Origin of the sequence: Bacillus sp. LM 4-2 (genome assembly GCF_000978495.1) — a bacterium.
Classification (GTDB): domain Bacteria; phylum Bacillota; class Bacilli; order Bacillales; family Bacillaceae; genus Bacillus; species Bacillus subtilis.
The window spans coordinates 283,146-304,346 of the sequence record NZ_CP011101.1 but is presented as its reverse complement, the minus strand read 5'-3'; the positions used below and the strand labels follow the sequence as shown (position 1 = coordinate 304,346).

At 44.4% G+C, this 21,201-nt stretch carries 21 protein-coding genes and 1 pseudogene; 7 read left to right on the top strand and 15 right to left on the bottom strand.

Annotated features, from left to right (window positions below; translation table 11 throughout):
- Positions 1–12: 12 nt before the first annotated feature.
- Together bslm_RS01640 and bslm_RS01635 are read right to left on the bottom strand one after the other, a co-directional pair.
- Positions 13–594 carry a TerD family protein gene (locus bslm_RS01640; protein WP_003234723.1) on the bottom strand — a complete coding sequence of 194 codons (582 nt, stop codon included), beginning with the start codon at positions 592–594 and terminating at the stop codon, positions 13–15.
- Positions 595–615: 21 nt separating this feature from the next.
- Positions 616–1,215: a TerD family protein gene (locus bslm_RS01635; protein WP_003234725.1), complete on the bottom strand. Its 600-nt coding sequence runs from the start codon at positions 1,213–1,215 to the stop codon at positions 616–618.
- Between the two features lie 283 nt (positions 1,216–1,498).
- Here bslm_RS01635 and bslm_RS01630 point away from each other — a divergent pair, with 283 nt between their 5' ends.
- Positions 1,499–2,494, top strand: a complete 996-nt coding sequence (locus bslm_RS01630; RefSeq protein ID WP_046380768.1) for an LLM class flavin-dependent oxidoreductase — start codon at positions 1,499–1,501, stop codon at positions 2,492–2,494.
- Positions 2,495–2,531: 37 nt separating this feature from the next.
- Here bslm_RS01630 and znuB read toward each other — a convergent pair whose 3' ends face one another.
- The 6 genes from znuB to rapJ form a co-directional block, all read right to left on the bottom strand.
- The gene (gene znuB, locus bslm_RS01625) at positions 2,532–3,374 is read right to left on the bottom strand and encodes a zinc ABC transporter permease ZnuB (RefSeq protein ID WP_003246340.1); all 843 of its coding nucleotides are present in this window, start codon (positions 3,372–3,374) and stop codon (positions 2,532–2,534) included.
- Positions 3,332–4,027 (bottom strand): zinc ABC transporter ATP-binding protein ZnuC, encoded by a 696-nt coding sequence (gene znuC, locus bslm_RS01620; protein WP_003234730.1) that lies wholly within the window; start codon positions 4,025–4,027, stop codon positions 3,332–3,334. Before znuC ends, znuB begins: the two co-directional genes overlap by 43 nt.
- Positions 4,028–4,082: 55 nt before the next feature.
- Positions 4,083–5,042, bottom strand: a complete 960-nt coding sequence (locus bslm_RS01615) for a metal ABC transporter substrate-binding protein (RefSeq protein ID WP_003234733.1) — start codon at positions 5,040–5,042, stop codon at positions 4,083–4,085.
- Positions 5,043–5,229: 187 nt separating this feature from the next.
- A complete protein-coding gene (locus bslm_RS01610; RefSeq protein ID WP_003234736.1) occupies positions 5,230–6,915 on the bottom strand; it encodes a glycoside hydrolase family 13 protein in 1,686 nt (561 codons plus the stop codon).
- A 24-nt stretch (positions 6,916–6,939) separates the two neighbouring features.
- On the bottom strand, positions 6,940–7,716 hold the full coding sequence (locus tag bslm_RS01605; protein WP_003234739.1) for an SDR family oxidoreductase: 777 nt from the start codon (positions 7,714–7,716) through the stop codon (positions 6,940–6,942).
- A gap of 106 nt (positions 7,717–7,822) precedes the next feature.
- Positions 7,823–8,944 carry a response regulator aspartate phosphatase RapJ gene (gene rapJ, locus bslm_RS01600; RefSeq protein WP_046380767.1) on the bottom strand — a complete coding sequence of 374 codons (1,122 nt, stop codon included), beginning with the start codon at positions 8,942–8,944 and terminating at the stop codon, positions 7,823–7,825.
- A 122-nt stretch (positions 8,945–9,066) separates the two neighbouring features.
- On the opposite strand from rapJ, the gene cwlK reads away from it, so the two are divergent.
- On the top strand, positions 9,067–9,570 hold the full coding sequence (gene cwlK, locus bslm_RS01595; RefSeq protein ID WP_046380766.1) for a peptidoglycan L-alanyl-D-glutamate endopeptidase CwlK: 504 nt from the start codon (positions 9,067–9,069) through the stop codon (positions 9,568–9,570).
- Positions 9,571–9,577: 7 nt separating this feature from the next.
- Here cwlK and bslm_RS01590 read toward each other — a convergent pair whose 3' ends face one another.
- Both bslm_RS01590 and bslm_RS01585 read right to left on the bottom strand, forming a co-directional pair.
- The gene (locus bslm_RS01590) at positions 9,578–10,939 is read right to left on the bottom strand and encodes a YcdB/YcdC domain-containing protein (RefSeq protein WP_046381483.1); all 1,362 of its coding nucleotides are present in this window, start codon (positions 10,937–10,939) and stop codon (positions 9,578–9,580) included.
- A gap of 186 nt (positions 10,940–11,125) precedes the next feature.
- The gene (locus bslm_RS01585; protein ID WP_046380765.1) at positions 11,126–12,547 is read right to left on the bottom strand and encodes a YcdB/YcdC domain-containing protein; all 1,422 of its coding nucleotides are present in this window, start codon (positions 12,545–12,547) and stop codon (positions 11,126–11,128) included.
- A gap of 173 nt (positions 12,548–12,720) precedes the next feature.
- Between bslm_RS01585 and bslm_RS21215 the strand changes: the two genes are divergently transcribed.
- Both bslm_RS21215 and bslm_RS01580 read left to right on the top strand, forming a co-directional pair.
- Complete coding sequence (locus tag bslm_RS21215; protein WP_003246334.1) at positions 12,721–12,852, top strand: hypothetical protein; 132 nt, start codon at positions 12,721–12,723, stop codon at positions 12,850–12,852.
- Between the two features lie 22 nt (positions 12,853–12,874).
- Positions 12,875–13,939 carry a DUF4352 domain-containing protein gene (locus bslm_RS01580; protein WP_003234750.1) on the top strand — a complete coding sequence of 355 codons (1,065 nt, stop codon included), beginning with the start codon at positions 12,875–12,877 and terminating at the stop codon, positions 13,937–13,939.
- 39 nt (positions 13,940–13,978) lie between these two features.
- Here bslm_RS01580 and bslm_RS01575 read toward each other — a convergent pair.
- The 3 genes and pseudogenes from bslm_RS01575 to natA form a co-directional block, all read right to left on the bottom strand.
- A pseudogene (locus bslm_RS01575) lies at positions 13,979–14,912 on the bottom strand (aldo/keto reductase).
- Positions 14,913–15,047: 135 nt separating this feature from the next.
- Positions 15,048–16,208, bottom strand: a complete 1,161-nt coding sequence (gene natB / locus bslm_RS01570) for a sodium ABC transporter permease NatB (protein ID WP_046380764.1) — start codon at positions 16,206–16,208, stop codon at positions 15,048–15,050.
- Positions 16,209–16,949 carry a sodium ABC transporter ATP-binding protein NatA gene (natA, locus tag bslm_RS01565; RefSeq protein ID WP_003234757.1) on the bottom strand — a complete coding sequence of 247 codons (741 nt, stop codon included), beginning with the start codon at positions 16,947–16,949 and terminating at the stop codon, positions 16,209–16,211.
- A 143-nt stretch (positions 16,950–17,092) separates the two neighbouring features.
- Between natA and natR the strand changes: the two genes are divergently transcribed.
- Both natR and natK read left to right on the top strand, forming a co-directional pair.
- The gene (natR, locus tag bslm_RS01560) at positions 17,093–17,794 is read left to right on the top strand and encodes a two-component system response regulator NatR (RefSeq protein ID WP_003234759.1); all 702 of its coding nucleotides are present in this window, start codon (positions 17,093–17,095) and stop codon (positions 17,792–17,794) included.
- Positions 17,795–17,806: 12 nt separating this feature from the next.
- Positions 17,807–18,763, top strand: a complete 957-nt coding sequence (natK, locus tag bslm_RS01555) for a two-component system sensor histidine kinase NatK (protein WP_046380763.1) — start codon at positions 17,807–17,809, stop codon at positions 18,761–18,763.
- A gap of 39 nt (positions 18,764–18,802) precedes the next feature.
- Here the strand turns inward: natK and bslm_RS01550 are convergent, their stop codons facing one another.
- Positions 18,803–19,879: a helix-turn-helix domain-containing protein gene (locus bslm_RS01550; RefSeq protein WP_003234762.1), complete on the bottom strand. Its 1,077-nt coding sequence runs from the start codon at positions 19,877–19,879 to the stop codon at positions 18,803–18,805.
- A gap of 234 nt (positions 19,880–20,113) precedes the next feature.
- On the opposite strand from bslm_RS01550, the gene bslm_RS01545 reads away from it, so the two are divergent.
- Positions 20,114–20,497, top strand: a complete 384-nt coding sequence (locus bslm_RS01545; protein WP_046380762.1) for an RDD family protein — start codon at positions 20,114–20,116, stop codon at positions 20,495–20,497.
- A 37-nt stretch (positions 20,498–20,534) separates the two neighbouring features.
- Here bslm_RS01545 and lipA read toward each other — a convergent pair whose 3' ends face one another.
- Positions 20,535–21,173 carry a lipase EstA gene (lipA, locus tag bslm_RS01540; RefSeq protein ID WP_015715191.1) on the bottom strand — a complete coding sequence of 213 codons (639 nt, stop codon included), beginning with the start codon at positions 21,171–21,173 and terminating at the stop codon, positions 20,535–20,537.
- Positions 21,174–21,201 lie beyond the last annotated feature (28 nt).

Genomic DNA, 21,201 nt, shown 5'->3' with positions numbered 1-21,201 from the left:
TTCGTATTTGTCTTAACCGACTTGCAAACCGTAGTCTGTTGCAATGCGGGCAAGGCCGCCTTGGTAGCCTGAGCCGATTGCTGAGAATTTCCACTCGCCGTTATGTCTGTAAAGCTCCCCTGCAATGATTGCCGTTTCAATAGAGAAATCTTCTGCAAGATCGTAACGGATGAGCTCTTCATTTGTTTCTTCATTTACGATGCGGACAAACGCGTTTGATACTTGTCCAAAGTTTTGGCTGCGCGCTTCTGCATCGTGAATGGTAATAACAAATGAGATTTTATCAATGTTTGCCGGTACAGCGCTGAGATTTACTTTTACATTCTCATCGTCGCCTTCGCCAGCACCAGTCAGGTTGTCGCCTGAATGAACGACTGAACCGTTGCCGCCTTCAAGCTGGTTGTAGAAAATAAAGTCGTTTGGTGACGCGCATTTGCCTGCGGCGTCTAACAGAAACACACTTGAGTCAAGATCAAAGTCGTGTCCGCCGTCATACTTGTTCGTATCCCAGCCTAAACCGACAACAACCTTTGAAAGACCAGGATTTGTTTTTGTTAAATCTACTTTTTGTCCTTTTGCCAATGAGATTGTCATGTTTCATCCACTCCTTTTCTTTTATACGTATCGGCTGATAATATCTTCTAATCTCGTATCGTTTGTGCCTTCACCGATCGCCGCAAACTTCCACTCACTGCCGCTGCGGTAGATTTCTGCTGTAATCAGGCTTGTTCTGCCGGCGTAATTGTCTCTCAAATTGTACTTGAGCATTTCCTCGTGATTAGATTGATCAACTACGCGGATAAACGCATTTTGAATCATGCCAAAATCTTGTTTTCTTCTGACACAATCGTAAATGTTTACTACAAATACAAGCTTATCGATGTTTCCAGGCACTTTATCTAAATCTATCATAATTTGCTCGTCATCGCCTGCACCGTCACCCGTCAGGTTGTCGCCTGTATGCTGTACACCGCCGCAGCGGCTTTTCAGGTTGCCGAAATAAATCAGGTTTTTCTTATCGGTGAATTTTCCGTTTTCCAGCATCAGCACTGAAGCGTCACAGTCGATATTCGGACCGCCTCCGCCAAGCAGTTTGCTGAAGAATCCTCCGCCTGAGGACACTGGGTCCCAGCCGAGACCGACCATCAATTTTGACAGACCGGCTTTTCCTTTTGTTAAATCAATTCGTTGACCTTTTTCTAAAGAAATTGCCACACGATTCACTCCTACTCATCGAAATGTGAAGATAGTCACATTTATTTTTACGCTCACAAGGAAAATAAGCCGTAAATTACTAATATATACGTTTGTTATTATATCAAAGTTTCGTAAAAGTTAAGAATAATTGACGAAAAACCTCGAAAAAAAACTTCCATATTTGATATATGATTTGCAAATGCTATAAAGTGCGCTTCTTAAACAAACCATTTGACGCGGGCAAGTCATTTTGCCTATTCTGGTGTCACCATCTAAAAACAGACAGAAAGGAAGCGGCCTTTTGATTCATTTAAGCATACTTGATCAGGCACCTGTTTCTAAAGGAGAAAGCCCTGTGACAACTCTCCAGCATTCGGTTGAGCTTGCCCAATTAAGCGAAGAGTGGGGCTATAAGCGTTATTGGTTTGCCGAGCATCACAGCACGAAAGGACTGGCAAGCACAGCGCCTGAAATCTTGATCGCCCGCATCGCAGCACAGACAAACACCATTCGTGTCGGATCAGGCGGCGTGCTTCTGCCCCAATACAGCCCATTTAAAGTGGCTGAAACCTTTCGCCAGCTTGAGGCCCTGTATCCAAACCGGATTGACCTCGGCGTCGGTCGCTCCCCCGGCGGCACGACAAAAACCAGACTTGCATTAACGGACGGGGTGAAAAAAAGCTTAACCGAATTTAACAGACAGCTGCAGGATGTCTCTTATTTTCTAACAGATTCCCTTCCTCCCGACCATCCGTATGCCGGAATCAAAGCGGCGCCCCTTATTGGTACGGCACCCGAGCTATGGGTGCTCGGTCTTGGTGAAAACAGCGCAAGACGCGCGGCGCACCAGGGGATTGGATATGTATTTGGGCATTTCATTAATCCCGAGCGAGGAGAAAATGCATTCCGCATCTACCGGGAAAGCTTTCGGCCCTCAGCCCATTTTTCGAATCCATCCGCACTGTTTACGATTTTTGTCATTTGCGCAAAAACAGATGAAGAGGCAGAAGAACTCGCATTAAGCCAGGATCTGTGGCTTCTTCGCGTCGGAAAAGGCTTGGACAGCCGCGTGCCAAGCATCGAGGAAGCGAAAGCTCATCCCTATACAGCGTCCGATAAAAAACTCATAGAAGAAAACAGAAAGCGGATGGTGATCGGTTCTCCCACCACTGTCAAACAACAGCTGTTAGACCTCACAGGCTGCTACGAAACAAATGAAATCATGGTTCTGTGCAATGTGTTTGATTTTGAGGCGAAAAAAGAATCTTATGAGCGCCTTGCCGAATTGTTTCTATAAAAAAAGCAGTTTTCCCTAGGGAAAACTGCTTTTCATGTTATCGGCTTCTTTTTTTGCGCTGAGCTTCTTTTTTGATAAACGTCCAAACTCCCTGAACTGCAAATCCGATTAATAGCAAAACGATCAATAGCAGGGTAATAGACGGACCTGGCGGCGTCCCGAGCTGATAGGATGATGTCAGTCCCGTAAATACGCTGAATAATGAAATGAGTATGGCTGTAATGAAAACCATGTTAAAGCCTTTTGCAATTCTGATGGCGAAGGCTGCCGGCAATACGAGCAGGGCCGATACAAGAAGGACCCCGATGATCGGAATAATGACTGAAATCGCAAGGCCTGTGACAATACTGAATGACAACGAGAGAACGTTTGTATTGATTCCCGATGTTTTGGCTGTAGCTTCATCAAACGTCAGCAGGTAGAGCGGCCTTCTCAGTACAATAAAATAAAGCAGGATCAGCAGTGTGATAATACTGATAATATAGACCTGCTGCTGGTTTACTGTCACAAGCGATCCAAATAGGTATTGATCGATGCTCATATTGGCTGTGCCTTTGGAAAGGCTGATTAAAAACATCGCGAAGGACAAACCAGCTGCCATTAAGATGGCAATGGACACTTCTGAATAAGTCCGATACGCCCGCCGCATGTATTCAATTCCGATCGCGCCGATGGTCACGACGACTATGCTTGCTGCGGTTATATTGGTGCTGAGAAAAAAGCCGATGGCAACACCTGACAATGAGATATGTGAAAGTGTGTCAGCCATTAAGGCCTGTCTTCTGAGAACGAGATACACTCCTAGTATCGGAGCCATGACGGCGATCATGCCGCCTGCTAGAAAAGCTCGTCGCATGAATTCCAAGTCAAACATTTCCATCCGCCTTTTTCTCCTCTCTCTAATCGAATCACTTTATCTAAAAATTGCTGTACTTCGTTTTGTTCGTGAGTAACCATCACAACTGTGCGGTTGTGATTTTTCACGAGATGATGCATAAATTCGTAAAATCCTTTTCTGCTGTCGTAATCAACAGCTGTCGTCGGTTCGTCCAGCATCAGCAGATCCGGGTTGCTGGCGAGCATTCTGGCGATACAGATTTTCTGTTTCTGTCCGCCTGATAAATCACCGATTTTACGATGGCGGAGGTCCCACATTTCCACCATTTTCAATGCTTTTTCTACTTCAAGATGATCTTCTTCATTTAAACGTTTAAACCATTTCCCTTTTGTATAGCGGCCTGACTGAACAAGCTCCAGCACCGTGCTCGGAAATCCGGCATTAAATGAAGAAATTTGCTGCGGGACGTACCCTATGGTCAGGCGTTTCCCTTCTGTATTCCTTTTACTGATCGTCACTGTGCCTTCCCACGGTTTCAGCATGCCGAGCATTACCTTTATGAGCGTCGATTTAGAGGCGCCGTTTGGTCCAGTGATGCCGACGAACTCACCGCTTTCAATATCAAGTGATACTTTATCTAAAACAGGCGTATGGGAATAGCCGAAAACGATATCTTTCAATGAGACGAGATTCATGTTAATCTTCCTTTCTCACAAAGAAATAGTGTGCACCCCTCCGGCGCACACTATCTTATGATTTAACCAATAGTGAATCTTTCAGGGCATCGAGGTTTTGTTTCATAATGTCGATATACCCTAAACCTTTATCCTGTTCTTCTTTGCTCAAGCCTTCCAGTGTATTCAGCACTTCTGTCTTCGCGCCGATTTCACTGGCGAGCGTATCTGCGACCTTTGAGGATGCAATTTCTTCAAAGTAAATAACTTTTACATTATGTTCTTTGGCATATGTTTTCAGCTTTGCCAAGCTGGCTGCGCTCGGTTCTTGGTCAGGTGAAAGCCCTGCAATCGGAACCTGCTTCAAGCCGTATTCTTTTGCCAGATAGCCAAAAGCTGTATGCTGCGTGATAAATTCTTTTTTCTCCGCTTTTTTTGCGGTTGTACGATATAGTTTATCAAGATCCTGCAGTTTTGCAATATATTCTTTACTATTTTTCTCATAGTATTCTTTGTTATCCGGGTCCTGCTTCACGATTTGAGCCGTAATATTTTTAACTTCCTTCTGTGCCAGAACAGGGCTAAGCCATACGTGAGGGTCCATTGCATGACTGTGCTCATGCTCCCCATGATCATGCTCTTCGTGTTCTTCTTCAGAGCCTTCCATTAAATCAATGCCTTTGCTTGCATTAACGAAAACGGCATGGCCTTGGCCCATGCTTTTTTCAGCTGACGGAACCCATGTCTCCATGTATTCACTATTATAAACGAACAAATCAGCATCCTGAATGTTGGCAATGTCTTTCGGCGTCGGTTCCCAATCATGCGGTTCAACGGAAGATGGGATTAACAGATCCACATCGCCTTTGTCTTTTACAATTTGTTTTGTGAATTCATACATCGGGTAGAACGTTGTGACAACGTGCAGTTTATCACCCTTTGAATCCGCCGACCCTTTTGTTGATGAGTTGCCGCATGCTGCAACTAATAAAAAGCACGCTGCAATCACAAACAAACCGCTCCATTTTTTAAACATATCGTATATCCCCTCTTTTTCAGTAACTTTAAATCAAAATGATAACGATTTTGTAATCCTATATCATAATAAACCGAAGTCATTACGTTTTGCAAGAATAAATTTCATTTTCATTTATTCTTCCCGCCTGCAGAGCGAATATATGTACTAAAAAAACCCGGCTAAAAATGCCGGGCTACTTCAATCATTAGTTTGTTTTGTCCAGAAGATAGACCCTGCTCTCATAAGGCCGGAACACCATTTCGTCATCAAGATCATCGTTGTTATAATTGCTGAGAAGCAGTGAGGCCTGAGCTTTGCCGCAGTTCTTAGGCCACTGAAAAACAGCCTGCTCTTTTGAAAAATTATTGACCGACAAAAGCTGTTGTTTACTGTTTTCTCTCATGTATACAAACAACTGCGGATCGTCCGGAAGCAAAAGATCAAAGCTCCCTTTCATGAGGTCAGCGTACTGCTTTCTCAGGCTGATCAGCTTTTTGTAATAGTTTAAGACAGAATCAGGATCTCCCTGCGCTTCCTCCACATTGATTGCGGTGAAGTTCGGATTGACCTTCAGCCAAGGCGTGCCGTCAGTAAATCCGGCATTTTTGCCGCTGTTCCACTGCATCGGGGTCCGGGCGTGATCCCGGCTTTTGGCTAAGATCGATCTCATCACATCATTTGGATCATAGCCTTTTTCAAACACCCGTTTATGATACATATTGATCGTTTGGATATCTTTGTAGTCTTCAATCCGGGTGAACGGCGCGTTTGTCATCCCGATTTCTTCTCCCTGATAAATATACGGCGTGCCCTTCATAAAATAAATTACGGCTGCCAGCATTTTCGCTGATGCTTTGCGGTATTCCCCATCGTCTCCGAATCTGGACACAATCCGGGGCTGGTCGTGGTTGCACCAAAACAATGTATTCCAGCCTTGATGTTCAAGCTTCTTTTGCCATTTTGTCAAAACCGATTTTAAATCAGAAAGCTCAAGGGGCTTCAAATCCCAATGTTCTTTTCCGGGCTGCTGATCAAGCTCCATATGCTGAAAGTGAAAAATCATATTCAGCTCATGCTTATCTGTTCCCGTATATTTCAGGCCTTCTTCCGGTGTGACACTGCCGACCTCTCCGACAGACATGACATCATAATGAGAAAACACTTCATCTGTGATTTCTTTTAAATAGTCATGGATTCGTTCGCCATTTGGCTGAAAGGGCTTCGGCTCTGCCTGCTGATTGATATAGTCCTCATACGAAGGAAGATATTCTTTCTTAGAAATGAGATGGAGCTGATCAATTCGCAAACCGTCGACCCCTTTATCGAGCCAAAATTTCATCATGTCATACACCGCCTGGCGAACTTCGGGATTTTCCCAGTTTAAATCAGCTTGTTTGACGGCATTCATATGGAGATAGTATTCTCCGGTGTGCTCTTCGTATTGCCAGACCGGGCATCCATAGTTTGAGAGCCAGTCCGTCGGCGGGCCGTTCTTTGTGCCGGGACGCCAATAATAATAGCTACGGTATTTGCTGTTTTTGTCCAGCTCCGCTTCTTTAAACCACGGATGCTCGACCGAGGTGTGATTTAACACAAAGTCCATCACCAGCTTTAATCCCCGCTGATGCACCTGGTCCAGCAGCTCGTGAAAATCGTCCATTGTTCCGTAAGAATCCATAATCGCCTTATGGTTTGTCACATCATAGCCGTAATCAACATTCGGAGAAGGATAGATCGGGCAAATCCAAATCACATCTGCCCCGAGCTCCTTTATGTAGTCAAGACGGGAAATAATCCCCCGCAAGTCCCCAATTCCGTCTCCATTGCTGTCCTGAAAGCTTCTCGGGTAAATTTGGTACACCACTGCATCCTTCCACCAGTCTGTTTTCATCCCGCAATCCCCCTGTTTTGTCTTCTATTCAAGCTGAGATGGATAAAGTGTCATTCCGCCGTCGACGAAAAGTGTTGCGCCGGTCACATAGCTTGCTTCCTCAGATACGAGCCAAGCTGCTGCTGCCGCCACTTCTTCAGGCTTTCCGAAGGCTTTCATCGGGATTTTTTTCAATTGTTTTTGCCTGCTCTCTTCCTTTTTCGTATCAACATTTGATTCTGTGGCAATGGTGCCGGGCGCTATCGCATTGACGCGGATTCCCTTATCCGCATAATTGAGCGCCAGCGTTTCCGTCATCATCTTGATGCCGCCTTTGGATGTGGAATACTGAACGTTTACAGGGCGCGGAATCTGCTGATGAACACTTGAGATATTCAGCACATTGCCCTTGATATTGTTTTTCATCATGTGGTTAAGTGCTGCTTTCGCTCCCAGAAAGGTTCCGGTAACATTGACATCAATCACTCTCTGCCAATCTTCAAGACTCATCTCATGCGGCATCGCCTCAACGCCGTTAAAACCAGAGTTGTTTACCATCACATCGAGCGTGCCGAAATGCTCTAATGCTGTGTCCAAGAGCGCCTGAATCCCCTCTTCTTTTGACACGTCCGCCTCAACTGCGACGGCTTTCCCTCCGTTCTGCTTAATGATTTCCAGGGTTTCATCGGCTCCAGACGGGTCGCTGTGGTAGTTTACAACAACATTCATTTTCTCCTGTCCGAACCGTTCCGCAATGGCCTTCCCGATTCCTTTTGAAGACCCTGTCACAATCGCTGTTTTTCCGGTTAAATCTTTGTACATACTTGATATCCTCCTCTGTTTCTCACTATGCAGTGGAAAATACCCTGTTTTTCCGAGTTGAAAACAGCACAAAAAAAGCAGAGAACCTGTAGTTCTCTGCCATTTCCTATTGAAAACGCTGCTCGGCAAGCTTCTTTTTAATATTCATCAGCCTGCGGTAAAAGAAAGCGGCGGACTCGTAATGTTCCAGCTGATTGAAACGTTCCGCTGTATCATGCAACAGATCTTCGGCGTCAGCAAGAAGCTGCCTGGATTCCAGCAGGTCAAAGCATTCTGTAAGCACGTTCAGGTCGCCGCTTCCAAGATACAGCTCATGAATGAGGCGGAATTTCGTCAAGTACGAGTCATCCTCCCATTCAGCCGCGCTCTTTATCCCGCGGTCATACGCCTCTACTGCCTTGTCGTATTTTCCCTCTTTACAGTAGATATGGGTCAGTGAAAATACAGCTTGAACAGCTTGCTGAAAGTTGTGCTCCTCAAAAATGGCGGCGGCTGTTTTGAAATAGCCCTCCGCTTCTTTGTAATCACCCAGACTGTACTTACAGTGTCCGACATTATAATAGGCAGCGGCGATCATGTATGCTTCTTCAAGCTGCCTGGCATGATCTAAAGCGCTGCACAAGTGGGTCAGTGCTTTTTCATGATGATACACATCGGTCAAATTTCCGGCGATGATAAATTCACACTGAACCCGGCGGCGACCGTACAGTTCATATTTCGTATAGATATCAAGCGCCTGGCTCGCATAATTCATGGAAAAATACGTTTGTTTGATGTGATAATACACTTCTGCGACTTTAAAAAGAAACTCAGCTTTTTCGATCTCATCCTCGACATACTCGAGCTTTTCCTCGGCATGTTTATAATGGTCAATCGCTAATATGAAATTTTTCTGCTTGAATTCGTACATTCCTCTGAAATAATAAAAGTAGTATTCCAATAAGCCCGTGAGTTTTTGCTGATTGCTTTCAATTTCGTTCAGCATATCAGAGAACGGAGGCTTGGTGTCGCTGTCTTTCACCGGCATCAGCTTATCAAGCATGATTCGATGCCGGAATTCCATCAAAGAAAAATATAAAAGCAAGTCCTGATTCTCTTCCATATCTTCTAAATCATATTCAATCTCCTGCTTTAACGCTTCTGCTTGATCTGCTTCAAATGCGCGAATGAGCTTGTACCATTCATTCAGCTTTACTGCTACTTCTTCTGATGGAATCTTTGCTCTCATCGGTCTGCCTCCTTCCTCCTGCTACTATTTATGTTATATTTTATCATAGCTGTTCGCTTTTAGAGAGAGTCAATCACTTAAAAGCGTTAACATTCAGCACATCTTGAGAAAGTGAGACCGATATGAAGTTACCCGCAAAAACATTTGTTATCTTATGTATTCTATTTCCTCTAGATCTTTGTTTTAGTTATATTCGGCATGAATGGCATTCTCAAAACGCCTTGCAGGACATGCCTGTCCCCTCGGATCTTCATCCGATTGTGAAGCAGAATGCCGATGCACTCAAAGCCGCTGCAGCGAATAAAGGCATTACCGTCGTCATTACTGAAGGATTCAGGTCCTTTAAGGAACAAGATGAATTATATAAACAGGGACGTACAAAAAAAGGGAATATTGTCACCTATGCAAGAGGAGGGGAATCGTATCATAACTATGGTTTAGCGATTGATTTCGCCCTTCAAAAAAAGGATGGAAGCATCATATGGGATATGGAATATGACGGCAATCAAAACGGAAAATCAGATTGGCTGGAGGTTGTCGAGATCGCTAAGACACTCGGTTTTGAATGGGGCGGGGATTGGAAACGATTCAAGGACTACCCCCACTTGGAGATGATTCCTAACTAGACACCCCTCACAGCCTTTTCTTTTTCCTTATGTGCGCATCAATATAGGAAGGGTAAACCGGCTTATAGACAAGTTTGTAGTGCTGGTCACTGCCTGCTGTAAAGTCAGGCTGCCATTCCAGCTTCACATCAAAAGCGGCTAAAAACGCTTCTCTTGCTTCTTCAGCGGAAACATCCGGCCTGTGATTTATCGCTTCCAATTGTTCAGGTTCAATATCAGGCGCCATAAAAGCGTCAATCAACCCAGTTTCCGGATTGACAATGATGCGGGCAGCGCCGAACCGCAGCGGCACTCCTTTATACCAGACAGAAAAATGGTTGCGGACTCTCCCTCTTTCATCAATTCGGACGGGATTCACCCTGAAAAACTCAGCCGCTCTCGGATAAAGGGCATACAAAAATTGAAGCGCTATCTCTTGGCATTCTTCCGTGGAGCATTGGCGGTTGTTCGGCCGCTCCATAAAAGAAAGCGCTGCTTTTAATTTTCCGGTTCTTTTATCCGTCTTCATTTTGATTGTGTTTTTATTTCTCGTTTCAAAATAGCTTCCTATGCTTAAATCCTTACGCTCCGGCGCAGCGCCCCTGCGCCATGTGCTTCCAATTTGTTCTCCAAAGTCTCTTTCACTGACTTTCTGCATATCAGAGGTAAAACCCAGCAAGGCAAATATATCAACTTCTTCCTTGTTCTGAAGCGGCGGCAGTGGCGCCGTGTTTTCTATTCTTTCATCTGCGATATGCTGGTCGGGCACAATTTCGTCTACATCTGCGGGATAGCTGTATCCCGGGAGAATCGGTTCATAAACAAGCCTTGGTTCCTGTTCGCCATCAATGACATCGTACATCAGCTCAAAAGACATTGTGTTTAAGTAATGGGACACAACCTTCTCTTTTGCTACAAATTCCGTCGGAACTTCGGCTTTATGCCCTTCCCCGTAATATAGAAAGTGGACAATCTGACCGTTGCGTGTCATATCAATTAAAAAACCTGAATTGGGAATCGGAAGCCCCAGCTCCATTTTGGTATAGACAAACCGGATGTGCTGCCCCCGTTCTTCCTTGCCTTGAAAATGAAAATTCATAAATGTACCGGGATGATTGGCAGCGGCAAATTGAAGAGCCGTCAGCTTCAGCTCGGCATCTGGAAGTTGTTTGTCTGTCTCGGAGCGGACAGTTGTTGAAAAGGTGAGCAAAGCGCCGTCATTTCTGAGTTCAACTGTAATGTGCTTTTCCGGATCTTTAGGGTCCTTCCAGATAAAATATGCCTGCCCGTTCTTCTTTTGCTTTTGGTCGTAATCTTCTATCTCAAGCTCATAATGCGTCGGTACATTTCCGATCTCCTGCGCCTTCTTTTTCAGCTGTTTATTAACCAATGAAGTCATCCCTTTCAAAGAGTCTACGACAAAGAGAATCCTGTTTATTATATAAAAAGACCTTTCTTCTTTTAAAGTGAAGAAAGGTCCTTTTCTATTATTGTCATTGTTTTTCGAGATTCTTTCTGTTACTTTCATCACGTACTCTCTTCTATGCCTGAGGCAATTGCGTGACTTTTGGCTGTTTTACCATGAGCTGAAGACAGGCTCTCCTGTATGTGCATCGATAAAACGCGGATACACCGGCTTATAGACGAGCCGGTAGCTGTGTTCTTCATCATCTCCGTACTCTCTTTCCCAGCCAAGCTCAACTTTAAAATGCTGCCAAAAGATAGCCTTGGCTTGTTCAACTGAAATGGCCGGCACAGGATCAATGGTTGCCAGCTCATTTGGGTCAATATCCGGTCCCATATAAACGGTGATATACCCTGTCTGGCGGCTGACACAAATTTTGATCTGCCCAAATCGGAGCGGAACTCCGTGACAATGCGTTTCAAATGTAAAAACAGCGACTGCGTTTTCTTCTTCATCCTTTTCATCGTATCTGATCCTAAAATATTGATCGGCATTCGGAAATAAAGCAAACAGAAAGCGAAGCGCGATTTTTTCGCACTCTGCCAAGGTTACTGTCAGCGGCCCTTTTTCCTCCATAAATGACATGACGCCTTCGAGTTTTCCGGTTTCTTTGTTATAGATGGTTTTCAGCACTTGATGAGTCCGTCCCTTAAACCAGCTGTCCATGCTTTTATCCGCCGGCTGATACACAGGGTCATCCGGATTCCGCCAAACGATTCCGATTCTCCCATCTCCCAAATCCGCTTCCCGCTCTTTGACAAACCCATTTTCAATACCAATCATGCTGTCAGGATCGGCCTTTTCGCGGATGCCCTCGAATAAAGGGAGAGGAAAGCTCTCCGGCTCCCTGTAATCATCGTCATCATCAACTCCTCCTTGTTCTTCTTGAACCAAATCCGCAGGTACGGTAATCGCCCTACATTCAGGCTCATACACCAAATGCGGCTGATCATCTCCGTTTTTGTAAACAGAACGATGGAGAACCTCAAACAAAAGGTCGAACTCCACGTCCTTCTTGATAAAGGCAAGTGCCTCTTCAACATCCGCGACCCTCTTTGGCTTGATGATGCTGCCCGCTTCGCCGTAATAGCGGAAGTAAACGATCTCACCTGATAAGGAAACATCAGCCATAAATCCGCTCATGGGGAGAGGAAGCCCAGCCTCCATTTGAACATATGAAAATCTCACTTTATCGCCGTATGCAGGGTCATTTTCTTCACGAACAAAGGCAGAGAGTGCCCCCGGATGATGAGTCTCGACAAATTGGCGCATGATATCCTCTAGTTTCTCCTCAGACAGCCTTTTTCCGCTTTCAGGCTCAATATCACGGGAAAGGGATTCCAGCTCCCCGTCCGGTCCAAGTTCCACGATAATGCCGATATTCTCATCCTGAGGATCTGTCCAACAAAAATAGGCTCTTTTGTCATCACCGCCATAATCTTCAATTTCCAGTTTTAAGTGTGTCGGCACCCGGCCGATTTCCAGTGCTTTTTGTTTCAGTCCCTCTTTCTTCACAAAGGCGGCCCCTTTCATCCTTCTTAAGTTCCCTCCAACTAATCAAAAAGTAATAGTCTAAAATACACAGTTTTCTGAGTTTACCAGTTTTACCAGAACATTTTTCACCAAAAATAGGATGATGAACCTATTCAATATAAAAGCTAATAATCTTAAAATTAATTCCGTTGTAACTTTTTATAGGTCCATTCATGACAAAGGAGGGCGGAGTTTCCAGAAAATCCGGTGAAAACCGTGAGAAAAGAACTGATTTTTTTGGTTATATGATGCTAATCCATTCAAAAAGATCCATTTCTCAAAGACAAAAGACTCCCCTTTCCTAAACCATTTGAGGAGGAAAAATGAATGTTTCAGAAAAAAACGTACGCTGTTTTCCTAATTCTTCTGCTGATGATGTTTACAGCTGCTTGTTCCGGCAGCAAAACAAGCGCGGAGAAGAAAGAATCAGAAACAGAAAAAAGCTCAGATATAGCTCAAGTCAAAATCAAGGATGTCTCTTACACACTTCCGTCTAAATATGATAAGTCCACTTCAGATGACCAGCTTGTGTTAAAAGTCAATGTCGCGGTGAAAAACACAGGAAAAGACCCGCTGAATGTAGACAGTATGGATTTCACATTGTATCAAGGTGATACCAAAATGTCTGACACAGACCCTGAAGACTATAGCGAAAAGCTTCAAGGCAGCACGATTAACGCTGACAAATCCGTTGAAGGAAATCTTTTCTTCGTTGTAGATAAAGGCAAGCAATACGAGCTCAACTATACGCCGGAATCTTACGGTGATAAAAAGCCAAAATCAGTTACTTTTAAAATTGACGGAAAAGACAAAAAAATCCTGGCGACGGCAGATAAGCTTCAAGATTCTGCAAAAGCGTTATCAGCTTATGTTGATGTCCTTCTTTTCGGCAAAGATAACGCCGATTTCGAAAAAATCACCGGCGCTAACAAAAATGAAATTGTAAATGATTTCAATGAATCAGCCAAAGACGGTTATCTCTCAGCTTCCGGCCTTTCCAGCACATATGCGGACAGCAAAGCGCTTGATAATATCGTGAACGGCATTAAAGAGGGATTAAGCAAAAACTCTTCCATTCAAGCAAAAACGACTTCAATCTCTAAAGACGAAGCAATTGTTGAAGCCACAGTTAAACCTGTAGATGCATCTTCTCTTTCAGACCGTATCGAAGACAAAGTGAAAGACTACTACAGTAAAAACTCTAGTGCCAGCTATGAAGAGGCAGTGAAATACGCGCTTCAAGTCTACCCTGAGGAATTCAAAAAGCTTGGACCTGCTTCATCTGAAAAAACAGTTGAAGTGAAAATGAAGAAAAATGACATCGACCAATGGCAGCTTGATATGGATGATTACAGAGCAGCAGAATTAGTCGAAGCATTCATCAAAGAATAAAACACCAAAAGGAAATAGCCATGACGGCTATTTCCTTTTTTATTTGAAAATGTCGCTGATGAAATTCACTTCATCTTCGGTCAGTTCAATGTTCAAGGTTTTCAGGTTATCCTGTAATTGCTCAGGTCGTTTAGCTCCTGGAATAATGGCATCAATCGCCGGTCTCGTTAACAGCCACGCCAAGGCGACATGTGCCGTATCCGCTTGTTTTTCCTCTGCTACTGCTTTCAGCTTATCTACTTTTTTGAGATTGTGGATAAACGTTTCACCCTGAAATTGAGGTTTATCCTTTCTGAAATCATCAAAGACTGTGTCTTGCGTGAATTTTCCTGTCAGCAGTCCGGACGCAAGCGGAAAGTAAGGAATAAAGGAGATGCCTTGTTTTTCACAGTATGGAAGAAGCTCTTTCTCGGCATCACGCTGTATGAGAGAATATTCGGCCTGGAAGACCTCCAAATAGCCGTCAGCATTAAAATCCTGCAATTGCTGATAATCGAGGTTCGAAGCGCCGATCGCTTTGATTTTCCCCTCATCCTTCAGCTCTTTCAAAGTGCCCGCCACTTCAGCGAGAGGTGTTTTTCCATCCGGAAAGTGAACATAATACAAATCAATGTAATCTGTTTTCAGCCGCTTCAGGCTCTTCTCCACCTCGCTGCGAAGAAACTCCCGGCTATTGTCTAATTCAATGCTGCCGTTCACTTCTTTATGAGCTCCTTTGGTGGCGATGATGAGCTCATTCCGCACGCCGCGTTCCTGTACGACTTCGCCGATTAATTCTTCAGATCGCCCCAATCCATATATAAAGGCGGTATCGATAAAAATTGACGCCGCCATCCAATGCCGTGCGCACTAAATCCTTCCCTGTTTCATCATTTAGATTTGGAAATAGATTATGTCCGCCGACCGCATTCGCGCCGAATCCGATCCGCTTCACCTTCAGCTTCGTTTTGCCGAGTGTACGTGTTTGATCCATTGTTCCTTCTCCTTTGAAACCAATTTTGATGAAAAATAGTGCAGGGTCACTTTTTGTATTAGATATCCTTTTTCTATTTTCCTTCTTTTTTCAGGATATACAAAAAGGAGAAAGTGTATTTCTCCTTTCGCAAGTTTATTTTGGAAGAACCCATTTGTCTTTCAGGAAACAGGCTCTGGCTAGTAAAAAGAAGATGGCGATGAGCACGGCGATGGTTCCTGATGTAGACAAAATGGCAGCCGGGTCAATCATCCCGAATAAAAGCTGTTTAAATAACGCATGCAGGTTCAGAAACGGGATGAGAAAGTATGATAAGTCAAATTGGTTCGGTGCCTTGCTGAAGATGAAAAACATCGGGAATACAGGCAAAAAGACGACGAGAGACATATAACTTTGCGCTTCTTTTACCGAGCTGGACATGATGCTGATGAAAAGCTCCATCGCAGATATCAGCAATGCAGAGAGCACAATGATTAAGGCTGAAGCGCCGATTACACTCCACATATGATCTCCCAGCTGGAAGGCCGTTTTTAAATTTTCGGTAAATAACACGGTGGACAAAATCAAAAACACCAAAGCCAATACACCTGAAGCCACGCCAAAAGTGGAAACCGCAAGCCACTTGCCGACCAGCACTTTATTTCTGCTGACTGGCGTTAATAGCAGCGCCTCGATTGACTTCCGGTCCTTTTCACCGGCCATGATATCAAGAGCGATCGGCATTGCGCCGGAAACAATGGAAGTCAGAATCAGCATGGGCAGAATGGCGGAAAGCATAATAGCGGAAGTCCCTTTCTCCTCATCCGCTTCCTTTTGCTGAATTGTAAACGGCTGGATCACCGATTGATCAATATGCTTATTTGTTAAACGTTGCTGCACAATTTCATTTTTGTACTGATCTAAGGCTGACTGCACAAGCTGCATGGCATTTGACGACCCTTGATCGATTGAATTGCCGTAAACATCAACCTTAAAAGGTGTCATGCTGTTGACATATGAGTCGAACTCTTTCGGGACGTTCAGATAGGCATCTGCTTTTCCTTCATCAACTGCCTCTTCAGGCTTTGCAAATGTTTTTACGCTGATTTCGTCAATCGCATGAAGCTTGCTTTCCAGTGCGGGCGGAAGCGAATGGCCGACAGCCAGCGTGTACTGCTCCCCTTTGTCGGACAGCATGCTTTCATAAAAGAAGACAAGTCCAAGCATCATAATCATCGGCACTAAGATTGTGAGTAAAATCGTTTTTCTGTCGCGCAAAGCGTCGATCATTTCTTTTTTATAAATATGGCTCAGCATTTAAGAAATCCCCCTGACAAGCTTAGACATAAAGATGTAATTCAAATCCTCACTGCGCTCGCTCTCGTATAGTGATTCAAGCGCCCCTCGATAAATCACCTCTCCGCTGTGAATCATGATGACACTGTCACAGAGCGCCTGCACTTCCTCCATAATGTGGCTGGAGAAAAGAATCGTTTTTTGTTCTCTTTTCAGCTGCTGTATAAATTCGCGGAAGATGTTGCTTGACGTAATATCAAGCCCAGTTGTCGGCTCATCAAATAAAATGATGTCCGGATCGTGAATCAGCGCTCTGGCAATGGCGACTTTCTGCCTCATGCCTTTCGAAAACCCGCCCACTCTCCGGTTCATATAATCGCGCATGCCGAACCGTTTCGATAAATCTTCTATTCTTGCTTTGATCTCGTGGCGGTTCAGCCCATACAGCCTGCCGAAGTATTGGAGATTTTCTTTAGCGGTCATCCTGTCGTAAAGCCCGGTTTCTCCTCCGAATAAGACACCGATTCTTTGTTTGACCTCAGCCGGCTGCTTGACCGTGTCAAAGCCGTCTACTGTGATTACACCCTGTGATGGTTCAAGCAAGGAAGCAATCATTCTCAGCATCGTCGTTTTGCCGGCACCGTTTTCTCCGAGAATGCCGACGACTTCTCCTTTTTCAATTGTTAAGCTTACATCTCGCACCGCTTTGACTACTTTTTTCTTATCCTGAAACCTGCGGCTGCAATCGGTCAGTGTAATCATGTCACAATCTCCCTTATCTTTATTTCTAGTAATGACTATATACGAAAAGCTGGATTAGTTGGATAAAGTTGTCGCGAAGAGTTCTTTTTATGTCGCGAAATGGGATAGAATAAAGATGATTCTATGTAACTAGGGGAATGATAATGGTAAAAGTCGGACTTGTAGATGATTATCGAGTAGATTTAGAGAAGCTGGAAGCGATCGTGTCCAGAATGCAGGACGTCGAAATTGTCTTTTCCACCGATTCAGCGAAGGAAGCCTACAGGCGGGTAAAGAACGGAGACATTGATCTGCTGCTTGCCGATATCGAGATGCCCCATATGTCTGGCTACGAGCTTGCTGATTTGATCAAATCCCATTCACTTGATGTGGATGTGATTTTTGTTACCGGCCACGGCGGTTATGCGGTTCACGCCTTTGACCTAAATGTCCATGATTATATTATGAAGCCGTACTATGCCGACCGTCTGGCCGCTTCCTTCGACCGGTACTTGAAAAAGAAAACGGAAACGAGTTTGAATGGGCGTATATTGATAAAGCAAAAGTCTGAAATGCACGTCCTGCAAAAGAAGGATATTATTTTCGCAGAACGGACGGGACGTTCGACGACGATTGTGACAACCGCCGAAGAGGTGCAAACGTATCAAACATTAAATGATATTAAAGGCGACCTGCCCGAAAAGGATTTTCTCCGTTCGCATCGTTCCTTTATTATCAACATTCATTACATAAAGCATTTTTCCGCTTATACCAAGCATTCATTCACAGTTTCCTTTGAGGGAACGTCTAAAAAAGCGATGATCACCAAGCAGCAGCTTGATTATTTTCAAAACTACTACTTTTGAGGAGTTCAGAACGTGATTACCCTTTTTCAATGTCTTTATCTGGTTTTATTTAGTTTCATATGTTATCAGGGAGCTGCTGCTTTTTCACACAGCACAGCCGTCTCTTGGCTCACCGCTGTTTTAGGCGCAGCTGCTGCAGGATTGTACATTTGGAATACGAAGCGGGTGTGGAAACACTGTTCCTCAGGGCTTTGTGCATGGATTGCCGTGATTCAAGTGATGGCGGCGGGAGTGGTGCTGATCGGCATAGACATCATGCAGGCATTATGTGTAATCGTAATATTTGCAGGGTGTGAAGGGCTCCGTATCGGACAGTCTGCTTTACAGGCAAGGCTTTCTGATCAAATTGATAAGCTGACTCAAGCTGAACAGCACGCCAATCAAATGCTGATTGATGTCAGAAGCCGGAATCATGACACAATGAAACATATCACTGCAATCAAATCAGCTCAGCCCAAGGCAGATACACAAGCATATATTCAAAACTGGGCGGATCAATACAGCCAATATGACCGTTTTTTGAAAGGAGAGAACGCGTACGTTGCAGGGGTGCTTTATGATTTTTTAGAAAAAGCCCGCGCCTCGAATGTGAGTGTTTCGCTGCATATGCATACACCGCTTTCTTCCCTTCCGTTTTCGCCTGCTGATCAGGTCAGCTTGGTCGGCAACATATTAGAAAATGCGCTCGACAGCGCAGCGGAGGCCCGAGAAAAAGCAGAGATTAAACTGGAAACTTCACTGCGCAGCGGACTTTATGTACTGACTTGTGAAAACAGCACTCCCGGGATGGACCCAAAAGTGCTCGATACAATTTATCAATCGTTTGGCCGCTCAACAAAAAACGGCGCTCATGAAGGCATGGGCACATATATCATTCAAAAACTGGTGAAGGGCGCTTTTGGCAGGCTGGATTTTACCTACCGCCACCCCGTCTTCCGGTTAGAAATCAAAATTCCGTTTCAGAAATAAAAAAACCTTGAAAAGCCTGGCTTTTCAAGGTTTTTTCCATTATGAGGATAACGCTTGTGCAAAGCGATCCGCTTCATCCTGCAGCGTGCTTTCAATTTCTTTGTAACGGCTGGAAATCGTTGATGCGCTGACGCCGTATTTTTTCGCCAGTTTAGCTTGAGAAACGGACGCGCCGTTAAGAGAAATCGCGTTTACATAATATTCAACTGCCGCAGCAAAAGCTTCCGGCTTTCTGATGACAGGTGATTTTTTCTCGCAGAATGTTTTCCAGATGTCAATAACAGCTGGGATCAATTCAGTCGGATACTCTTCCCCGCTCATGCCTTCTTCAATAGCCGCAGCGGTTTCTTTCTCCAAGTCGTTTGCCCACTCAACAGTGCTTACTTCCGCTTTTTCTGCTTGTGGCTCTTCATCTTTCTCAGCTAACAACGCGAACAGAACGTTGTTGAATTCCTGCTTCATGAAGTCCTCCGGCGTTTTGCCTTCCTTCACAGCGGCATCCGCATATTTCTTCACCTTGCTGATCAGCGCTTCTGTTCGCTTTACCGGGAAGATCGTGAACTGCATGAAGAATTCTGCTTTTTCCGCTTCGTGGATTGGGTATCCAAGAATCAGGCTTCCCACTGGAGGAAGGTCTTGATTGCTGGCGTCCATTTCCACTTCAAATTGTTTTGCCGTAATAACATCTTCAAAGTGAATGATGCCTTCCTTCAGGTCCTTCAGCAGCAATAAAGCAGGCGTCATGCTCTGCCATGATTCTACGATCTCACGCGTTTTCGGACGAGTGATCGAATCGCCTTTTTTCTGAAGGTACTCTTCGAAGATTGTCTTCTCACCAGCAAGCGGGTGGAAGAAGATTCCCCAGATTCCTAAGTTAAATACGCTGATGTCTTTCGTCTGTCTGTCCATAGCAGAAAGAAAATCATGCTGGTTGATAAAGCCTGAAATGCTTTCTCTATGTACTGTGAAGGCATACTCCACTAAGTCTTCCTGAATTTGTTTCGCTTCTTTTGCCGCTAGTTCCGCCGGGAAGTCGACAACTTTACTTCCGCAGCATTTTTTATATTTCTTGCCGCTGCCGCATGGGCAAGGGGCATTTCGTTTCACTTTTCCCACAATAAACCCTCCGAATTCTGTTGTAACTTTTCTATTTTAACAAAAATAACTTCTGAGGGCTTGGTTTCGGGCTAAAAAAGAATTTGGTAATGTAATAAGCTGGCTGATTATGCCAATTTACCTATGACATTTTCACCAATTTTTGTGATTTAAGGCTTATCACCTATTCCCACTTTAGGCCCTTCTTTTTTACAATCATTAGGTATTTATTTAACATTTTAAGGAGTGTTTCTATTGGAACTAGCTGGTTTCATGCTGCGCGCCTGCGCGCTTGTACTTGATGTAATCATTGCCGCAGCAGTGATTTTGGCAGCCGGATTTACGTTTGGCGATGGGTCCGCCGGTGTCATTATTGTCGCCATATTGATGCTGATTGTGTCCCCTTTGCTGATGCCGCTGACAAATTGGAAGGGCACACTGGGCAAAAAAATCATCGGGCTGCAAATCGTGAGGGACGAAACATATAAAAAAATATCCTTCCCGCAAGCCATTGTCCGTTACCTGATAGCGTGGGTGCATGTGTTCTCCCGCCTGATCTATTTGACTGCCGCATTTACGAAGAAAAAACAAACCGTTCATGATATGGCTGCGAAAACAATTGTGCTGAAAGCAGAATAACCTTGAAGAATAGGACTCTTCAAGGTTATTTATCTCATTAGTTTGTATTCTGGCCCCCGCCGTTCAGCCCTTCTTTAATCAGGCTGTTGACTTGGCTGCTGTACAGAAGGCCGATGTGTCCAACGCCATGGATTTGAACGTTTCTAGCACCGTCTAATCTTGATAAATAATTCATGACAATCATATCGGCACTGCTGTAAATGGATGTGTATAAAATCTTTTGATTTGGATCTGTTCCCGGAAGCGCCTTGCCTGTCGTCAAACGGTTGGCGCCGCCAAGCGTCACGACGTTTTCAACTTTATTTCCGCCGTCCAGATTTTTTATGTAGTAAAGTGTGTTCGCGCCCCCCATACTGTGAGCGACAATATCCACTTTTTTCGCACCCGTTTCATCTAAAACCTTTTGCACAAATCGTGACAATACCGGGCCATTGTTATAATTTGTGCCTGTCTTGTCCCAAAAATCAACTGCATACAGCTTGTCCCGCGACCAGCCCTGAGATACGAGATAGCTCTTAATTCCCGCAAAATTGAATGATGCCCCTCCAATACCGTGAACCATAACGACTGGATTGTGTTCAGCGGCTTTTGCTGACGGCTGCAACGCAAACAGCGATGTAACAGACAGCATCAAAATTGTTACAAGTGCAATGATCCTTCTTTTTACAAATTTCATAATATCCTCCTTTTTTTGTAACAAATTC

Bases quoted from the DNA above. Each gene is read 5' to 3' on its own strand.
- bslm_RS01580 (WP_003234750.1), top strand. From the start codon at position 12,875: ATGTTTCAGAAAAAAACGTACGCTGTTTTCCTAATTCTTCTGCTGATG.
- bslm_RS01605 (WP_003234739.1), bottom strand. From the start codon at position 7,716: ATGTACAAAGATTTAACCGGAAAAACAGCGATTGTGACAGGGTCTTCA.
- bslm_RS01585 (WP_046380765.1), bottom strand. From the start codon at position 12,547: ATGAAAGGGGCCGCCTTTGTGAAGAAAGAGGGACTGAAACAAAAAGCA.
- bslm_RS01615 (WP_003234733.1), bottom strand. From the start codon at position 5,042: ATGTTTAAAAAATGGAGCGGTTTGTTTGTGATTGCAGCGTGCTTTTTA.
- bslm_RS01610 (WP_003234736.1), bottom strand. From the start codon at position 6,915: ATGAAAACAGACTGGTGGAAGGATGCAGTGGTGTACCAAATTTACCCG.
- rapJ (WP_046380767.1), bottom strand. From the start codon at position 8,944: ATGAGAGCAAAGATTCCATCAGAAGAAGTAGCAGTAAAGCTGAATGAA.
- znuC (WP_003234730.1), bottom strand. From the start codon at position 4,027: ATGAATCTCGTCTCATTGAAAGATATCGTTTTCGGCTATTCCCATACG.
- bslm_RS21215 (WP_003246334.1), top strand. From the start codon at position 12,721: ATGACAAAGGAGGGCGGAGTTTCCAGAAAATCCGGTGAAAACCGTGAG.
- natA (WP_003234757.1), bottom strand. From the start codon at position 16,949: ATGATTACACTGACCGATTGCAGCCGCAGGTTTCAGGATAAGAAAAAA.
- lipA (WP_015715191.1), bottom strand. From the start codon at position 21,173: ATGAAATTTGTAAAAAGAAGGATCATTGCACTTGTAACAATTTTGATG.
- natB (WP_046380764.1), bottom strand. From the start codon at position 16,208: ATGCTGAGCCATATTTATAAAAAAGAAATGATCGACGCTTTGCGCGAC.
- natR (WP_003234759.1), top strand. From the start codon at position 17,093: ATGGTAAAAGTCGGACTTGTAGATGATTATCGAGTAGATTTAGAGAAG.
- znuB (WP_003246340.1), bottom strand. From the start codon at position 3,374: ATGGAAATGTTTGACTTGGAATTCATGCGACGAGCTTTTCTAGCAGGC.
- cwlK (WP_046380766.1), top strand. From the start codon at position 9,067: ATGAAGTTACCCGCAAAAACATTTGTTATCTTATGTATTCTATTTCCT.
- bslm_RS01640 (WP_003234723.1), bottom strand. From the start codon at position 594: ATGACAATCTCATTGGCAAAAGGACAAAAAGTAGATTTAACAAAAACA.